Genomic DNA, 15531 nt, shown 5'->3' with positions numbered 1-15531 from the left:
GACCGTAAGCGGAGGGACTCCGCGCGTCGAGCCCCCAGGGATGGGTTCACGGCGTGTCTTGAAAGGGTATCCCCTCCACGGCCCGGACTTGATGCCTCACCTAATATCGATTTTTATCCTGCTACTCCCACCAAAAAACTATACAAAACCTCTTGCCTTGTACAATAAATCGGCGTACAACTTATACAAAGCCTAGCCACTTGTATAAGAGGTGCATCGATGGATACCCACGCAGACGTCAAAATTCCGGTTGGCATCAGTGAATGCCTGCTCGGCGAGCGGGTTCGCTTTGATGGCGGACACAAACGCAACCGCTTTCTGACCGACGTCATGAGCCGCTACTTCGACTATCGGCCCGTCTGCCCGGAAGTGCTGATTGGCCTGGGTATTCCCCGCAAGCCCATCCGCCTGGTCGCCACCGACAAAGGCACCCGCGTGCGCGGGGTTCAGGACGACAGCCTCGATGTCACCGAAGCGCTGGCCGCCGAGGCCGACAAGGCGCTGGAGCGTATGCCGGACATCTGCGGCTACGTGATGATGCAGAACTCCCCGAGCTGCGGCGCCTTCCGTATGAAACGCTACGGCGAAAACGGCTACCCGCTCGACAGCGACGGGATTGGAGCCTATGCCGAACGTTTGATGGAATTGCACCCGCTGCTGCCGGTGGAAGAGGCTGGGCGCCTGACCGATGCCGGTCTGCGTGATAACTTCATCTCCCGGGTGTTCGCCTACCACGACTGGAAAACCTCCGTCGAGCCGGACCCCACGCCTGCAAAGTTGGTGGACTTCTACTCCCGGTACAAATACCAGGTAATGGCTCACCATGTGCCCAGCTACCAGTCCATCGGTCGGTTGGTGGCCCAGGCGGGAACGCGGGACATCCATGAACTGTGCAATGAGTTTCTGACCGCGTTTATGGCCGCGCTGAGTCATAAAACCACGCGCAAGAGCAATACCAACACCATGCTGCACCTGCGTGGCTACCTGCGCGACCTGCTCGATGGCAATGAACAGCAGGAGCTGTCCGAGGTCATCGACGCCTATCACGCCGGTGATGTGCCGCTGGTGGTACCGCTGACGCTGCTCAAGCACTACCTGCGCAAGGTGGATAATCCCTACCTGCAAAAGCAGACCTTCTGGGCGCCGCATCCGGAAAAACTGGGCCTTCGCAATGCCAACGTCTGAAGATCGGGAGTCGATGGTTTCTGAGGCGGTACCCATCCGCAGGGTATCCGAGCTGACCGGCGTGAACAGCGTGACCCTGCGGGCCTGGGAGCGGCGCTATGGGCTGCTCAAACCGCTGCGCACCGCCAAGGGCCACCGACTGTATCGACCGGAGGATATTGCCAGGGTAGAGGCCATTCAGCGCTGGCTCGCCCGCGGCGTTGCGGTGGGTCAGGTCCGGGCGCTGCTGGATCAGGGCGCTGAGGCTACCGAGGTGGATCTGTCGCCAACCGATCCCTGGCAGCAACACCGCCAGGTGATGGCCCATGCGCTTGCCGCGCTGGACGTGCATGCTCTGCGAAAGCGGCTTGCCGAATTGACCGCCGAGTATCCGATGCCGGTTCTGGTGGATCACTGTATTGAACCGCTGCTGTCGCAGTGGCGATCCGATGTCGGTCAGGGACGGCCTCAGTATGGGGTAACGTCGCAACTGTTGTGCTTCGAATCCGTGCTGTATGACTACTTCGCATCGGCACGCCATCGGCAGTCGGCGCCCAAGGGGGCACCGCGTCTGTTGCTGGTGGATAACGGACGCACCCCGGATTCCGTGCTGCCGATGATCCTCGCGTACAGTCTGGGCGTAAACAGGCTCCAGGTGGACTTCTTTGGCCCGGTGCCCCAGGCGGAGTGGTTGTACGCGGTGGACCAGCGGGGGGCGGATGCGGTGTTGCTCTACACCGACAGCGTTCCCGAACCAGGTTTGGAGGCCGCACACCGCGATCTGGAGCGGCAATTGGCGGTTCCGATCTGGTTGGCGGGCCGGCAGACGGCGCTGGTGGACAGCACGCTACAGCCTCATTGCCTCGGACAATCCCATAGTGAAATTCTGGCGGCGCTGGAGGCACGGCTTCCCGTGCGGGTCGAAGGTCCTGATTTCTCTGATAACGGGTCCCCCGGCTCTGGAGCATCACGATAATGACAGACAAGCTGATCACTAAAGTCACTACCCTCTACGAGCGATTTGATCCCGCGCTGATTGGTGCTCTGGATCAGATTTACGATACCGACGTGGTGTTTGAAGACCCCCTGCACCGGGTAGAAGGCCTGGTTGCCCTGCGCCGCTACTTCTCCGGCATGGTGCATGGGCTTCAGGAGTGCGGCTTTACCTTCAATCACATTCTCGAACAGCGAGGGCACGCCGATGAACCGGATCAGGCGGTCCTGCTGTGGACCATGAATTACCGCCATCCGAAGCTTAAAGGGGGCCAGCTGCTGACCCTTGAGGGGAGCAGTCATCTTCAGTTTCGGGAGCGGGTGGTGTATCACCGCGACTATTTCGATGCCGGCGCCATGCTGTATGAGCATATTCCGGTATTGGGGTACGTGATCGGCAAGCTCAAGGCGAGGCTGGGGTAATGGTGAGTTCGGACAATCAACGCATTCTGGTATGGCTGCGCAATGACCTGCGCCTGCGCGACAACCCCGCCCTGTATCACGCCGCCGAAGCGGGGCAGGGCGTGGTGGCGGTGTATGTGTTGTGCGAGGATTTTATCGAGCGGCACAGCACGGCGCCGTCACGGCTGGATTTTATTCGGCGCCATTTACGTCAGATGCAAACCGATCTGGCCGAGCGGAACATCCCCCTGGTACTGCTTCGGGTTCGCCGGGCCGCTGAAATCCCCCATCAGTTGCTATCCCTGAGCCGTCGGGAAGGCTGCCATTCGCTGTATTTTAACGCGGAATATCCCCTCGATGAGCTGAACCGGGACCGCGCAGTGGCGGAGTATTTCCATGATCACGATCGCCATTACAAGCGGTTTCATGACCGGGTGATTCTGCCCCCGGGAAAAGTGCGTAACGGCCAGGGTGAGCCCTATCAGGTGTTTACCGCGTTCAAACGGCGCTGGATCCAGATGGCCCGTGAGCTACCGATGGTGCCTCACGGCCTTCCGGCCGTGCAGCCGGAAGCCTTGGGACAGGTCAGCGACGCCGGGATGACCCTGGATAGTCTCTTCCGGGGGGTTCACCTCAAGGACCTCTCGGCACTTTGGCCTGCGGGCGAGGAGGAGGCGTTGAGCCGCCTCGCCGAGTTTGCAGACGGACCCATTCGGGACTATAAAAGCAAACGGGACCTGCCTGCGGAGGCCGCTACATCGACGCTGTCACCCTATCTGGCGGTGGGCAGCCTGTCGCCCCGCCAATGCCTGACCGCCGCGCTGAGTGCCAATGAAGGGCGCTGGGACGAGGGCAGTGAGGGCGTGACCACCTGGATCAGCGAGCTGGTCTGGCGGGACTTCTATCAGCATGTGACCGTGGATTTTCCGGTGGTGTGTAAACACAAGCCGCTCCAGGGCCACACCGACGTCTTCCCCTGGCGCGACGATGAAGAGGATTTCAACCGCTGGCGTCGCGGAGAAACCGGCATTCCCATCGTGGATGCGGCGATGCGACAGCTGCTCGACACCGGCTGGATGCACAATCGGCTCCGAATGATCGTGGCGATGTTTCTCACCAAGAATCTTCGCATTGACTGGCGTCTGGGTGAGCGCTGGTTCATGTCGCAGCTGATCGACGGCGACTTTGCGGCCAATAACGGCGGCTGGCAGTGGAGCGCGTCCACCGGGACCGATGCGGCGCCTTATTTCCGTATTTTCAATCCCGTGACCCAATCCGAGCGTTTTGATCCCGATGGCCGGTTTATCCGTAAATATGTTCCAGAGCTGGCAAGGGTTTCGACAAGACAGATACACCAGCCGCCACCGGTGTCGGGTTATCCTGCGCCGATGGTGGACCTGAAAGCCAGCCGCAAGGAGACCATTGCGTTGTTTCAGCAGCTCAATGGCTCATCGTCAAAGGGCTAGAGGAGTCGTTTATGAGCCAGTCCCAGTGGATATGGGTTACAGGTGCCTCGACCGGTATTGGTGAAGCACTGGCCCGTCGGTTATTGCAGAACGGCCACAACGTGGTGATCAGCGCCCGCTCCGCGGACAAGCTGGAATCACTGGCCCGGGCGTTTCCCGAGCGATGCCATGCGCTTCCCGTCGACCTGACGGATCGAGAGGCACTGAGCCAGGTGAGCGATCGGTTGAAGACCATTACCCATCACCTTGATTCCGTCGTAATCAACGCCGGCACCTGCGAATACATCGACGTCAAGCATTTCGATGCCGCTCCTTTTGCCCCGGTGATGAACATCAATGTGGTCGGCTCGGCCAACACCGTCGAGCTGGCACTGCCGTTTCTGCGTAAATCCCCCAACCGTGCCCAAGTGGTCGGGGTGGGGAGTATGGTCACGGTGCTGCCGCTGACCCGCAGCGAGGCCTATGGTGCTTCGAAGGCCGCCATGGAGTATTTCATGCACTCTCTGCGCGTCGACCTGGCACCCGAGGGCATTGATGTGACACTGGTTCGACCCGGTTTTGTCAAAACCCCGCTCACCGACCGCAATGACTTTGAGATGCCGTTTCTGGTGGAAGCCGAAACGGCGGCAGAGCACATTGCCCGCGGTATGGCCCGTCGTCAGCGGATCGTGCAATTTCCCTGGCAGTTGGTGTGGACCATGCGTCTTATCAGCTGGTTACCCCTGGGCTGGAAAACAGCTCTTTTGAAAAAGATGGTGAAAGATTGAGCGACACAAATAGAACAAACGCTATGAAAGAAACGGGCTACGAAACAAAACAGATTGCGATTGTCGGCTCCGGTATCAGCGGATTGACGGCGGGGCACCTGCTGGCCAAGCGTCACCGGGTCACGGTGTTTGAAGCCGGTGAGAGCATTGGCGGCCACACGGCCACCAAGCGCGTCAATGTGGCTGGACAAGATTACGATGTGGACACCGGTTTTATCGTTTTTAACGACCGTACTTATCCGAATTTCATCAAGCTGATGTCCCGACTGGGCGTTCCCAGTCAATTGACCGAGATGGGTTTTGGCGTTACTCAGCCGGGGAGTCATCACGAGTACAGCGGCAGTGGCGTCCGTGGTCTGTTCGCTCAGAAGCGCAACCTGTTTCGACCGGCGCACTGGCGGATGCTTCGGGAGATTCTGCGCTTCAATCGAGCCTGCACTCAGGCCCATGAGCAAGACCGGGTCGACCCGCAGATGACTCTGGGGGAGTACCTGGAACAGGAGCGCTATAGCCGGTTTTTCCGGGAACATTATATTCTGCCTATGGTTTCTGCGATCTGGTCCTCGGGCCTGTCCGGCGCGGCAGAGATGCCACTGATCTTCTTTATCCGGTTTTTCCACAACCACGGGCTGCTGACTGTCACCCAGCAGCCCCAGTGGTACACGGTCAAAGGCGGCTCCCACAGTTACCTGCCTCCTCTGACCCGCGAATTCGCTGACAGCATTTATACCGGTTGTCCGGTTCACCGCGTGGAGCGAACAGAGCAGGGCGTGCGCCTGACCACAGACCGCTTTGGTGAGCAGGCTTTTGATGAAGTCATTTTTGCCTGTCACAGCGACCAGGCGCTAAAGCTTTTGGTGGATCCGACCGACCGTGAATATGACATTCTGTCGGCCATTCCCTATCAGGATAACGACGTTGTCCTGCATACTGACACCAGCATCCTGCCCAAGGCACCAGGTGCCTGGGCCAGCTGGAATTATCGGCTCAGTCCCGGACGGGACAACGAGGCGGTGTTGACCTACAACATGAACATGCTCCAGCGGCTCGAGTGTCCGGAAACCCTCTGTGTGAGCGTCAATGCCACGGAATGGCTCGATGAGCACAAAATTCTCGGGCGCTATCGCTACAGTCACCCGGTATTCAACCGGGAAAGCATTGCAGCCCAGGCGCGATGGAGTGATATCAGTGGTGTCAATCACACCCATTACTGCGGTGCTTATTGGCGCAATGGTTTTCACGAGGACGGTGTGGTATCGGGCCTGCGCGTTGCCAAGGCGTTGGGAGAGTCCTTCTGATGCACAGCGCGATCTATCAAGGCTGGGTGCGCCATCGCCGCTTTGTGCCTCGCGGGCACGAGTTCCGGTATCGCTCGACCCTGTTTTACCTGGATCTGGATGAGTTGCCGGGGCTGTTTGAAGGGCTGTGGTTCTGGGGCTTCAATCGTCGCCGACTTGGCTGGTTCCGACGGGAGGATTACCTCCATCCCCAGGAGCCGGACTTGAAAACCGCCGTGCGCGAGGAAGTGACTCGCCAGACGGGCCACTGTCCGTCAGGTCCGATCCGGTTGTTGACCAACCTTCGCCAATGGGGGCTGTGTTTCAACCCGGTCAGTTTTTATTACTGCTTCGAACCTGACGCCGAGAAGCCCAGTGTCATCCTGGCTCAGGTAAATAATACGCCCTGGAATGAACGACATTGTTACGTGATTCCCTGCAACCCGAAAACCGGCAAGAGTCGATTGGGGTTCAGGAAAGCGTTCCACGTATCGCCGTTCAATCCGATTGACATGGAATACCGGTGGATCAGCACGGCGCCGGACGAATCCCTACTGGTTCATATGGAAAACTGGCGCGAGGGGGCCTGTCACATGGATGCAACGCTCAGCCTCGAGCGGCAGGCGTGGGAACCATCGCGCCTGAATCGCATTTTGTGGCAGCAGCCCTGGCTGACGATCAAGGTGCCTCTGGCCATTTATTGGCAGGCACTCAAACTCTGGTTAAAGCGGGTGCCTCCCTATGGGCATCAGACGGCCCCGGCTTCTGAACGATCCACCACCCAAATTACGCTGGCACCCAGGAGGTAGTTGTGACGCATTCCAACCCCAGCATCGCACGTTTTAAAGGCCATCGTCTGGCCAAACCGCGCTGGAACCAGGCGCTGGCCAAACGTCTGATCCTCAAAACCCTCTCCGCCATGGAGGAGGGCTGCCTTCGGCTGCACGATGGCGACGAGTGCCACGAGTTCGGTCAGCCGGCCGACCAGGCGGTGTTGGTGGCGGATCTGCATGTGCACGATCCCATGGCCTACGCCGAAGTGGCCTTTGGAGGTTCAGTGGGTGCCGGAGAAGCCTATATGAGCGGCTACTGGTCGACCCCGAACCTGACCCAGGTCACGCGCATTTTTGTCCGCAATATGCACGCGCTGGACAAGATGGACGCCAGCCAGTCTATGTTCGGAAAGGGGCTGCTTCGACTGTTCAGCTGGATGAATCGAAACTCGAAAGAGGGCGCCCGACGCAATATCGCCGCGCACTACGATCTGGGTAATGATTTTTTCCGACTCTTTCTCGACCCGAGCATGATGTATTCCTCGGCCATCTACCCGCGTGCCGAGTCCACCCTGGCGGAGGCTGCCGAGTACAAGCTGCAGCGGATCTGCGAGAAGCTGGAACTTGGGCCCGATGACCACTTGTTGGAAATCGGTACCGGTTGGGGTGGTATGGCGATCTACGCCGCCCGGCATTACGGTTGCCGGGTGACGACCACCACCATCTCCCGTGCCCAGTGGGAGCATGCCCAGGCGCAAGTGAAAGAAGCGGGGCTTGAAGATCGGATAACACTGCTGTTCAAGGACTACCGGGACCTGACCGGCGAGTACACCAAACTGGTGTCGGTGGAAATGATTGAGGCGGTAGGGCATGAACACTTCCGGGAATATTTTGAGCGCTGCTCCCGTCTGTTGACCAGCGATGGGCTGATGTTGATTCAGGCCATCACCATTGCCGATCAGCGCTACGAGCACGCCCGCAAACACGTGGACTTTATCCAGCGGTATATTTTCCCCGGCGGCTCGCTGCCTTCGGTCGCATTGATGAGCGACCTGACGCGCCGCTTTACCGATCTGAACCTGCTGCATCTGGAAGATATCGGCCAACACTACGCGCGCACCCTGAGAGATTGGCGGCTCGCCTTTGAGGCGCAGCTCGACCGAGTGCGGGCAATGAAATTCGACGAGCGCTTTATCCGGATGTGGGAATACTATCTGTGCTATTGCGAGGGGGGCTTTATCGAGCGCAGCATCGGAACCGCACAGCTGTTGATGGCCAAGCCCAAGTATCGTCCGGAGCCGGTCTGACGTGGAACTCAAGCGGCACTACTGGTGGATCAATGCGGCCATCTCACAAATCGGCTGGTTTGTGTGCGTACTGCTGGGCAATGTACCGGGCGTGGCATTCACGTTTCTGTTTGTCGTGCTGCACTTCCGGTTCGCGCCGGTGCACCCGCGGGACTGGCTGGCCGTCTGTGTCGCGCTGCCCATGGGTGTTGCGCATGACAACCTGCTCGGCTACTTCGGGGTGTTGGATTACAGTGCCGAGTCCGCCTCGGGATTGGCGCCGGGCTGGTTGACCTGTCTCTGGGTGATCATGGCACTGACTCTGCATCATCCTCTGAAAGCGTTGTACGAACGTCCCTGGTTGATCGGCGTGGTTGGCGCGGTGGGTGGCCCCATGGCGTATCTGGGTGGCGTTCGTCTGTCCGGTGTGGAGTGGGGCCTGCCGGTCACTCAGGGTTTCCTGATCATGATGGCCATCTGGGTCTGGTTGTTGCCACTGCATCGGTGGCTGGTGTTACGAGGAGAACGGTTATGTGGAAAAGTCTGATATCAGGTGTGGCGGCAGGCCTGCTTCTGCTGCCGGCGGCTCAGGCACTGGCCGAAAAGAGCGAGTACGAGATCATTGGCGCGGCCTATCATGCCGACAAGATAGAGCAGTTGCTGTACGAAGAGCGGTATACGCCGGTAGATGACAGCGGCAAAGGCGAAGTGCATTACGTGGACCCGGACGGAGAACGCATTGCCGAGAAAACCCTCGATTACTCCCACGGTGAAACCAGCCCGTCATTTGAGCTTCGGGATCTGCGCCAGGATCTGCACTGGAGTGCGCGCTGGAGTGATGATGAGGAACAGATCCGCTTGACGCGAGGTTCCCGGGAAGAACCGGAAAGTGAATCGGTGGAGGTCAAAAGCCGGCAGGTGATCGACGCCGGTTTCGATCCGTTCATTCAGAGTCATTGGGATCGTCTGATGGACGGGGAGCGGGTGACCTTCCACTTCGCCTTTCCCAACCGACTGACCAACGTCCGGCTGCGCGCCGAGCGCATTGACGCCGACGGCTCGCCCATCCAAAAGCATGAAGAGGACTGGGTGTATTTCCGTATCCGGGTGAACAGCGCTGTGCTGTCACTGTTCGCGGATAATCTGTACCTGGCATATGACCCTGAGGACACACGCCTGATGGTCTTTCGCGGTCGTTCCAATATTCCGGACGCCGATGGAGAGGGACGGGATGTAGAGATTCACTATCGGTACCCCTGAGGTGCCGATAACATCCAGGGTCACGATGGCCCTGGCGTAAACCCTTCGGGTTGTTTGCCCTGTAGCTCGTAGGCGAAGGCAATGATGTGAGCCACGGCCCGGTAGAGGCTCTCGGGAATTTCGTCGCCCAGCTCCAGGGTCACGAGAAGATTCACCAATTCTCGGTTATCGCACAGCGGTACCCCCTCAGCTTCGGCAATGGCCATGATCTCCCGCGCCACATCGCCCTGGCCCTTGGCGCTGACGTGGGGCGCGTGGGTGCCGTCATAAAACAGAGCCACCGCCTTTTCAATCTCGTCCGGGGTGAACCCGTTGTCCCCGTCGGTGCGCCTGTTCATGTTGTGATGTCCACCAGTGAATAGCGAATGTCCGTCATGGGCCGGGGTGGGGCGCCTGTGTGGCATTCCAACTGGGTCACTTCGATGCCTTCTTTTTCCAGCCGCTGCTGCAGGTCGTTCAGGCGCGCGCGTATGGTGTTGGCGGTCTGCTCCTGTTCCGCCCACAGCCGTGTCGCCACTTTCTGATCCCGTACCGTCACCTGAGCGTGCAGGGTGCCGGCATCCGGCAACTCAAAACTGAGTTGCACCTGCCACTGACGGATTTTTCCGCTGCGTTTTCCCGTCTCGTTTTTTTCCGGCTCCGGCTCGATTCGAAGCAGTAGCGGTTGGATCTCCTGTCCCAGGCGCATGGGCACTTCCAGGGTCAGAGTCTGGGGCGCAGGGCCGGCGTCCGCCGGGGCAAACTGTTGGGTCAGGGCCTGGCTCTGCTGAACCTGAATCCGGGCCAGGCTGTGCAGCGTCAGTTGATGAACCATCTGTAATAGTTGGGTGCGCAGGCTCCGGTCGGCGAGTTCGGGTGCCGGGCGCGCTGATACCTGCTCCAGCAGCGCACTCAGATTCAGTTCATTGCCGCGCATCAGCTCCGGTGTCTGACCGAGCCGGCTCAGCTCCGTACGCACCTGGTGCAGTACTTTCAACAGTGCGCCTTTCCAGTCCCCGTTCAGGACCTGTTGCGCCGCAACATTACCGCCGCGCTCGGTTTGGGTCGACGCCACTCCGACTCCCGCTGCGTCGCGGGCCGCAGGGCGCAAGGCGGTCAGCAGTTTTTTCTCCAGAAACACACCGCTCTCACTCAGCGCTTCGCGCATTGCGCCCGGCCGGGTCAATTGACTGGGCTCCCGCAACTGCTGAGCAGCCTGTCTCAGTGCCTGTTGCAGGTTGCTGGAGAACAACGTCCGTTGTTGCCGGATGTTGAGTAGCTGGTCCATTCGTGCAAGGGGCGGGGAGAGGTCCGGGGCGTCCTTCATCGGGAGTGCCCGTCGCAGCGCCTCGCTGAGCAGCGCAGGTCCATCGCTTGCGCGGGGCGCGGATACGCCGGTCTGGAGCCCGCCCGCCTCGGAGAGCGAGGTCGCTTTGGGAGCGGCGAGCTGCCACAAGCGGTTTTCGGCCAGATAGACGGCCACCTGCTGCCCGGGTTTGAGTGGCCGATCAGTATAGGTCACCACGTTCTGCTGTTGCACGTTGAGTCGGACCAGCTTGAGCTGGGCGGCATTGAGCAACTGCTGCTCGTCGGCCAGACGGGCGAGCTGTTGGGTCCGATTGGCGCTATCGGGTCGGCTCTGCCACTGCAGTAAGGTGTCCACCAGGCGGTTGATCAATTGCTGGCGCTGCTCGGCCGTGACCGGCGCGACCTGACGGACCTCCGCCGATACCGCTGAGGCGGGGGAGCGAGCCAGGGATTCGGTCAGCAGGCGCATCAGGCCGGATTCGCCTGCGGGACGCTCGCCGGAGGCGGGGCGCGTCAAGGGCAGAATCGGATTTGTCGGAGACAGCTTATCAACCATGTCGGGTCCAATCGGGCTTTTCATTGTGGGGAGCGATGCAACCCCGTTATAATCCGTCGCTCACCAGTATAGCGGCCAGCGGGCCGTTTTCGTATGGCGAACGGCGGCACTATTTTGGCGGAGCTCCTCCTGACATTAGAGAACCTGACCTGCGAGCGCGATGAGCGCCCTCTGTTCAGTGGTCTGACCGCCCAGCTGTACGCCGGAGAGCGGGTCCAGATTCTGGGCCCAAACGGCTCCGGCAAAACCACGCTGCTGCGCACACTGGCCGGTATCGGCGCTCCCGCCCGGGGGCGCATTGAATGGCGCGGTACCCCGGTATCCGCCTGTCGCTGGGCGTTCCGTCAGTCCCTGCTCTACATTGGCCACGCCCCGGGCATCAAGGCGGCGCTCACCCCCCTGGAAAACCTGGCCTGGTATCGGGCGCTCGGTGCCGGCAGCCAGCAGGGCGATGCCGTGGCGGCTCTGGAGCGGGTCGGTCTGGCCGGTTACGAAGATATTCCCTGTTATCAGCTATCGGCCGGTCAACTGCGCCGGGTGGCTCTGGCCCGCCTGTACCTGTCCCGGGCACCGCTTTGGATTCTCGATGAACCCTTTACCGCAATCGACCAGAGAGGGGTCGCGGATCTGGAGCAGCAGCTTCAGCATCACACCCGTCAAGGGGGGCTGGTGATTCTTACGTCCCATCAGGAGGTCCGGCTGCCGGAGCTGCGCCCGCTCAACCTGCTCGATCATCCGCCGCGCGTGGAACAGGAGGCGGGCGATGAGTACTGAGGCCGGTAGCGCCTTTGTCGCCACCCTGAAGCGGGATCTCCTTCTGGCCGGTCGTCACCCTGGCGACTGGATCAATCCGCTGGTCTTTTTCCTGATTGCGATCACCCTGGTACCCCTCGGCGTCGGGCCGGAGGCGGCGCTGCTCGCCGTGCTGGCGCCGGGGATTCTGTGGGTCATGGCGCTGCTCGCGACTCTGTTGTCGCTCGATGGCCTGTTCCGCTCTGACTTTGACGATGGCGCTCTGGAGCAGTGTCTGGTCAGCCCGTCATTGCTCTACCTGACGGTCCTCGCTAAAGTGTTGGCCCACTGGCTGGTCACCGGGTTGCCCCTGACGTTGATGTCACCGCTGCTCGGCTTGATGCTGGCACTGCCGGAGGGCGGTTATGGGGTGCTGTGTCTGTCGCTGATGATTGGCACCATCACCATGAGCCTGATTGGCTCGGTCGGGGCGGCCCTGACCGTATCGCTGCGCCGTGGCGGATTGCTGCTGTCCCTGATCGTGATGCCGCTGTATGTTCCGGTGCTGATTTTCGGCGCCAGCGCCGTCAACGACGCCGCCCTGGGCAATCAGGTGGGGGTCGCCTTGGCCGTGTTGGGCACCTTTGGGGCCATGGCCGCCGTGCTGGCCCCGTTTGCGGCGGCAGCAGCCCTGCGCATCTGCGTCGACAGTTACTGATACAAGAATCTGAGGAGCACCACCGAATGGCTTCCTGGCAATGGTTTCACCGACTTGGCTCTCCCCGCTGGTTCTATGACAAGACCGGCGCCTGGCTGCCCTGGCTGACCGCCATTGCTCTGGTGTTGCTGGTGCTCGGCACCGTCTGGGGGCTGGCCTTTTCGCCTGAGGACTTCAAGCAGGGCAACAGCTACCGGATCATCTATATCCACGTGCCCGCCGCGTTTCTCGCGCTGGCGGGCTATTACGTGATGGCACTGTGCGGGGCGGTAGGGCTGATCTGGCGAATGAAGCTGGCTTTCATGGTGATGAAATCCGCCGCCCCCATCGGCGCAGCCCTGACCTTCGTCTCCCTGGTCACCGGTGCCATCTGGGGCAAACCCACCTGGGGCACCTGGTGGGCCTGGGATGCGCGCATTACCTCGATGTTGATACTGTTTTTCCTTTATCTGGGCATCATGGCGCTGCAGAGCGCCTTCATGAGCCGCGAGGCGGCGGATAAAGCCAGTGCCGTGCTGGCTCTGGTCGGCACCGTGAATATCCCGATCATCTACAAGTCCGTGGACTGGTGGTACACCCTGCATCAGCCCGCCACGCTCAAGTTGACGTCGGCGCCCACCATTCACGCCTCGATGTTGTACCCTCTGTTGACCATGATCCTGGCGTTTTACGTATTCTATGCGGTGGTGCTGCTGCGCTACACCCGCTATGAAATACTGCGCCGCGAGAGCCGTACCGGCTGGGTGCGAGAGCTGATTGCCCAAGAGGAGCGTCACTGATGAGTTTTTACTTTGACTCGTTTGCCGAATTTTTGCGAATGGGAGGGCACGGCCCCTACGTCTGGGTGTGTTATCTGATCACCTGGGGAACGCTCCTGTACCTGTTGCTGAGCCCGGGTATCCGCCGCAAGCGCTGGTTGCGCCGACAGGCGGCACTGCTTCGCCGCTCGGCGCGGTCAGCGGAGTAACCGGCGGCGGTGACGCCCCAATCCTGATACACTGCGGCTTCTTTCGGCCGCCTTCGTGAAGAGAAGTGAAGTAGCCTATGCATCCCGTCCGTCGACAACGTCTGTTCATGGTGCTTTTTGTGGTGGTGTTTTCCACCCTGGCAGTGGGTCTGATGGCTTACGCCTTGCGCGCCAATATCAATCTGTTTTACCCGCCCGGTCAGATCGTCTCCGGTGAGGCGCCGGTGGATACCCGGATCCGCGCCGGAGGCTGTGTGCGTCCGGGCAGCGTGCAGCGCTCCCAGAGTGGCGATCTTGAGACCCGCTTCGACCTGACCGATGGCGTGGTGGACTTCACCGTGACCTATGGCGGTATCCTGCCGGATCTGTTCGCCGAGGGAGAAGCGGCGGTGGTCAACGGAACGCTGGGAGCGGATGGCGTTTTCCGGGCCACGGAAGTACTGGCCAAACACGATGAAGAATACATGCCCCCGGAAGTCGCCGAAGCAATGTCGGCGGCCGGCGGCGATCATGACGAAGGCTGTGGAGTGATGGTTTATGGTCCCTGAGATTGGACATTTTGCGCTGATTCTGGCGCTGGCCTTCAGTCTCGCTCTGGCCACGGTTCCCCTGGCGGGCTCGCTGACCGGCAATCAGCTGCTGATGCACACCAGCCGCTCCCTGGCTACCGGTCTGTTCTTTTTTGTCGCCGTGTCGTTCGTCTGTCTGACGATCGCCTTTGTTCAGGATGATTTTTCCGTGTCCTACGTGGCCGGGCACTCCAACTCCCTGATGCCGGTGTACTACAAGATCAGCGCTGTCTGGGGCGGGCACGAGGGTTCACTGCTGCTTTGGGTGTTGATGCTGTCCGGCTGGACGCTCGCCATTGCACACCTGAGCAAAAGCCTGCCTCTGAGCCTGCGCGCCCAGGTGCTGGCGGTGATGGGTTTTGTGGCAATCGGCTTTTTACTGTTCATGCTGCTGACCTCGAATCCGTTTGACCGGCTGCTGCCGCTGCCGCCGGAGGAGGGCAGTGATCTGAATCCGCTGCTCCAGGACTTCGGGCTGATTGTGCATCCACCGGTGCTGTACATGGGGTACGTGGGGTTTGCCGTCAGCTTCGCTTTTGCTATCGCCGCACTGATCAGCGGCCGGATGGATGCGGCCTGGACCCGTTGGGCCCGCCCCTGGACCAATACCGCCTGGGCTTTTCTGACCCTGGGAATCGCCCTGGGGAGTTGGTGGGCTTACTACGAGCTCGGTTGGGGAGGCTGGTGGTTCTGGGATCCGGTTGAAAACGCTTCTTTCCTGCCCTGGCTGGTGGGTACCGCGTTGATTCACTCCATGGCGGTAACCGAAAAGCGAGGATTGTTCAAAAGCTGGACCCTGTTGCTGGCCATTTTTACCTTTGCTTTGAGCTTGCTGGGCACCTTTCTGGTTCGCTCAGGAGTGCTGACGTCGGTGCATGCCTTTGCCAATGACCCGGAGCGGGGCGTGTTCATTCTGATGTTCCTGTTGCTCGTGGTCGGCGGCTCATTGACCCTATATGCACTCCGGGCACCGGTGGTACACACCACAACGCGGTTCACGGCAACCGCGCGGGAAACGTTCCTGTTGGCCAATAATATCCTGCTGGTGAGCATCATGATCAGTGTGCTACTGGGCACGCTGTATCCGCTGATTGCCGATGCCCTGGGCTGGGGCAAGATTTCCGTGGGGCCGCCGTACTTCAACGTGTTTTTTGTCCCGCTGATGGGCTTGGTGTGCCTGCTTATGGCACCGGGTGTTTCCAGTAACTGGAAGCGGACCACCTGGCAGCAATTGCGTCAGCTTCTGTGGAAGCCTCTGACCATCAGTGTGGCGGGCGGTGCGCTGTTTCCCGCCCTGTATGGTGACCAGTATTC

18 protein-coding genes are annotated in these 15531 nt (G+C 60.3%); 16 read left to right on the top strand and 2 right to left on the bottom strand.

Going from position 1 to position 15531, the window contains the following annotated elements:
* Positions 1-219: 219 nt before the first annotated feature.
* The 10 genes from B3520_RS06380 to B3520_RS06335 are packed head-to-tail and all read left to right on the top strand — an operon-like array spanning position 220 to position 9388.
* Complete coding sequence (locus B3520_RS06380) at positions 220-1185, top strand: YbgA family protein (protein WP_286805884.1); 966 nt, start codon at positions 220-222, stop codon at positions 1183-1185.
* A complete protein-coding gene (locus tag B3520_RS06375) occupies positions 1172-2140 on the top strand; it encodes a MerR family transcriptional regulator (RefSeq protein ID WP_286805882.1) in 969 nt (322 codons plus the stop codon). Before B3520_RS06380 ends, B3520_RS06375 begins: the two co-directional genes overlap by 14 nt.
* Positions 2140-2580, top strand: a complete 441-nt coding sequence (locus tag B3520_RS06370; RefSeq protein ID WP_286805881.1) for a nuclear transport factor 2 family protein — start codon at positions 2140-2142, stop codon at positions 2578-2580. The genes B3520_RS06375 and B3520_RS06370 overlap by 1 nt, the downstream gene beginning before the upstream one ends.
* Positions 2581-2582: 2 nt before the next feature.
* Positions 2583-4025, top strand: a complete 1443-nt coding sequence (phrB, locus tag B3520_RS06365) for a deoxyribodipyrimidine photo-lyase (protein WP_286875686.1) — start codon at positions 2583-2585, stop codon at positions 4023-4025.
* 11 nt (positions 4026-4036) lie between these two features.
* Entirely contained in the window at positions 4037-4792 is a 756-nt protein-coding gene (locus tag B3520_RS06360; protein WP_024460130.1) for an SDR family NAD(P)-dependent oxidoreductase, read from the top strand.
* Positions 4793-4815: 23 nt separating this feature from the next.
* Entirely contained in the window at positions 4816-6090 is a 1275-nt protein-coding gene (locus B3520_RS06355) for an NAD(P)/FAD-dependent oxidoreductase (RefSeq protein ID WP_286805877.1), read from the top strand.
* The gene (locus tag B3520_RS06350) at positions 6090-6878 is read left to right on the top strand and encodes a DUF1365 domain-containing protein (RefSeq protein WP_286805875.1); all 789 of its coding nucleotides are present in this window, start codon (positions 6090-6092) and stop codon (positions 6876-6878) included. Before B3520_RS06355 ends, B3520_RS06350 begins: the two co-directional genes overlap by 1 nt.
* A 2-nt stretch (positions 6879-6880) precedes the next feature.
* Complete coding sequence (locus tag B3520_RS06345) at positions 6881-8149, top strand: SAM-dependent methyltransferase (RefSeq protein WP_024460133.1); 1269 nt, start codon at positions 6881-6883, stop codon at positions 8147-8149.
* Between the two features lies 1 nt (position 8150).
* Positions 8151-8675: a DUF2878 domain-containing protein gene (locus tag B3520_RS06340; RefSeq protein ID WP_286875684.1), complete on the top strand. Its 525-nt coding sequence runs from the start codon at positions 8151-8153 to the stop codon at positions 8673-8675.
* Positions 8660-9388 (top strand): hypothetical protein, encoded by a 729-nt coding sequence (locus tag B3520_RS06335; protein WP_286805871.1) that lies wholly within the window; start codon positions 8660-8662, stop codon positions 9386-9388. The genes B3520_RS06340 and B3520_RS06335 overlap by 16 nt, the downstream gene beginning before the upstream one ends.
* A gap of 20 nt (positions 9389-9408) precedes the next feature.
* Here B3520_RS06335 and B3520_RS06330 read toward each other — a convergent pair whose 3' ends face one another.
* Together B3520_RS06330 and B3520_RS06325 are read right to left on the bottom strand one after the other, a co-directional pair.
* Positions 9409-9726 (bottom strand): EscU/YscU/HrcU family type III secretion system export apparatus switch protein, encoded by a 318-nt coding sequence (locus B3520_RS06330; RefSeq protein ID WP_286805869.1) that lies wholly within the window; start codon positions 9724-9726, stop codon positions 9409-9411.
* Positions 9723-11231 carry a flagellar hook-length control protein FliK gene (locus B3520_RS06325; RefSeq protein WP_286875683.1) on the bottom strand — a complete coding sequence of 503 codons (1509 nt, stop codon included), beginning with the start codon at positions 11229-11231 and terminating at the stop codon, positions 9723-9725. Before B3520_RS06325 ends, B3520_RS06330 begins: the two co-directional genes overlap by 4 nt.
* 93 nt (positions 11232-11324) lie before the next feature.
* Between B3520_RS06325 and ccmA the strand changes: the two genes are divergently transcribed.
* The 6 genes from ccmA to B3520_RS06295 form a co-directional block, all read left to right on the top strand.
* Entirely contained in the window at positions 11325-12005 is a 681-nt protein-coding gene (gene ccmA / locus B3520_RS06320) for a cytochrome c biogenesis heme-transporting ATPase CcmA (protein ID WP_414673879.1), read from the top strand.
* Positions 11995-12681 (top strand): heme exporter protein CcmB, encoded by a 687-nt coding sequence (gene ccmB / locus B3520_RS06315; protein ID WP_286875681.1) that lies wholly within the window; start codon positions 11995-11997, stop codon positions 12679-12681. The genes ccmA and ccmB overlap by 11 nt, the downstream gene beginning before the upstream one ends.
* A gap of 26 nt (positions 12682-12707) precedes the next feature.
* On the top strand, positions 12708-13460 hold the full coding sequence (locus tag B3520_RS06310; protein ID WP_024460140.1) for a heme ABC transporter permease: 753 nt from the start codon (positions 12708-12710) through the stop codon (positions 13458-13460).
* A complete protein-coding gene (gene ccmD, locus B3520_RS06305) occupies positions 13460-13648 on the top strand; it encodes a heme exporter protein CcmD (protein ID WP_024460141.1) in 189 nt (62 codons plus the stop codon). The genes B3520_RS06310 and ccmD overlap by 1 nt, the downstream gene beginning before the upstream one ends.
* Before the next feature lie 77 nt (positions 13649-13725).
* A complete protein-coding gene (gene ccmE, locus B3520_RS06300; RefSeq protein ID WP_286875679.1) occupies positions 13726-14196 on the top strand; it encodes a cytochrome c maturation protein CcmE in 471 nt (156 codons plus the stop codon).
* Positions 14186-15531: heme lyase CcmF/NrfE family subunit (locus B3520_RS06295; RefSeq protein WP_286875677.1), on the top strand; the 1346-nt coding region annotated here is incomplete at its 3' end. The genes ccmE and B3520_RS06295, both read left to right, overlap by 11 nt.

It is taken from the genome of Marinimicrobium sp. UBA4509 (genome assembly GCF_002388575.1).
Classification (GTDB): domain Bacteria; phylum Pseudomonadota; class Gammaproteobacteria; order Pseudomonadales; family Cellvibrionaceae; genus Marinimicrobium; species Marinimicrobium koreense.
This window is presented reverse-complemented; position numbering and strand designations above follow the sequence as displayed.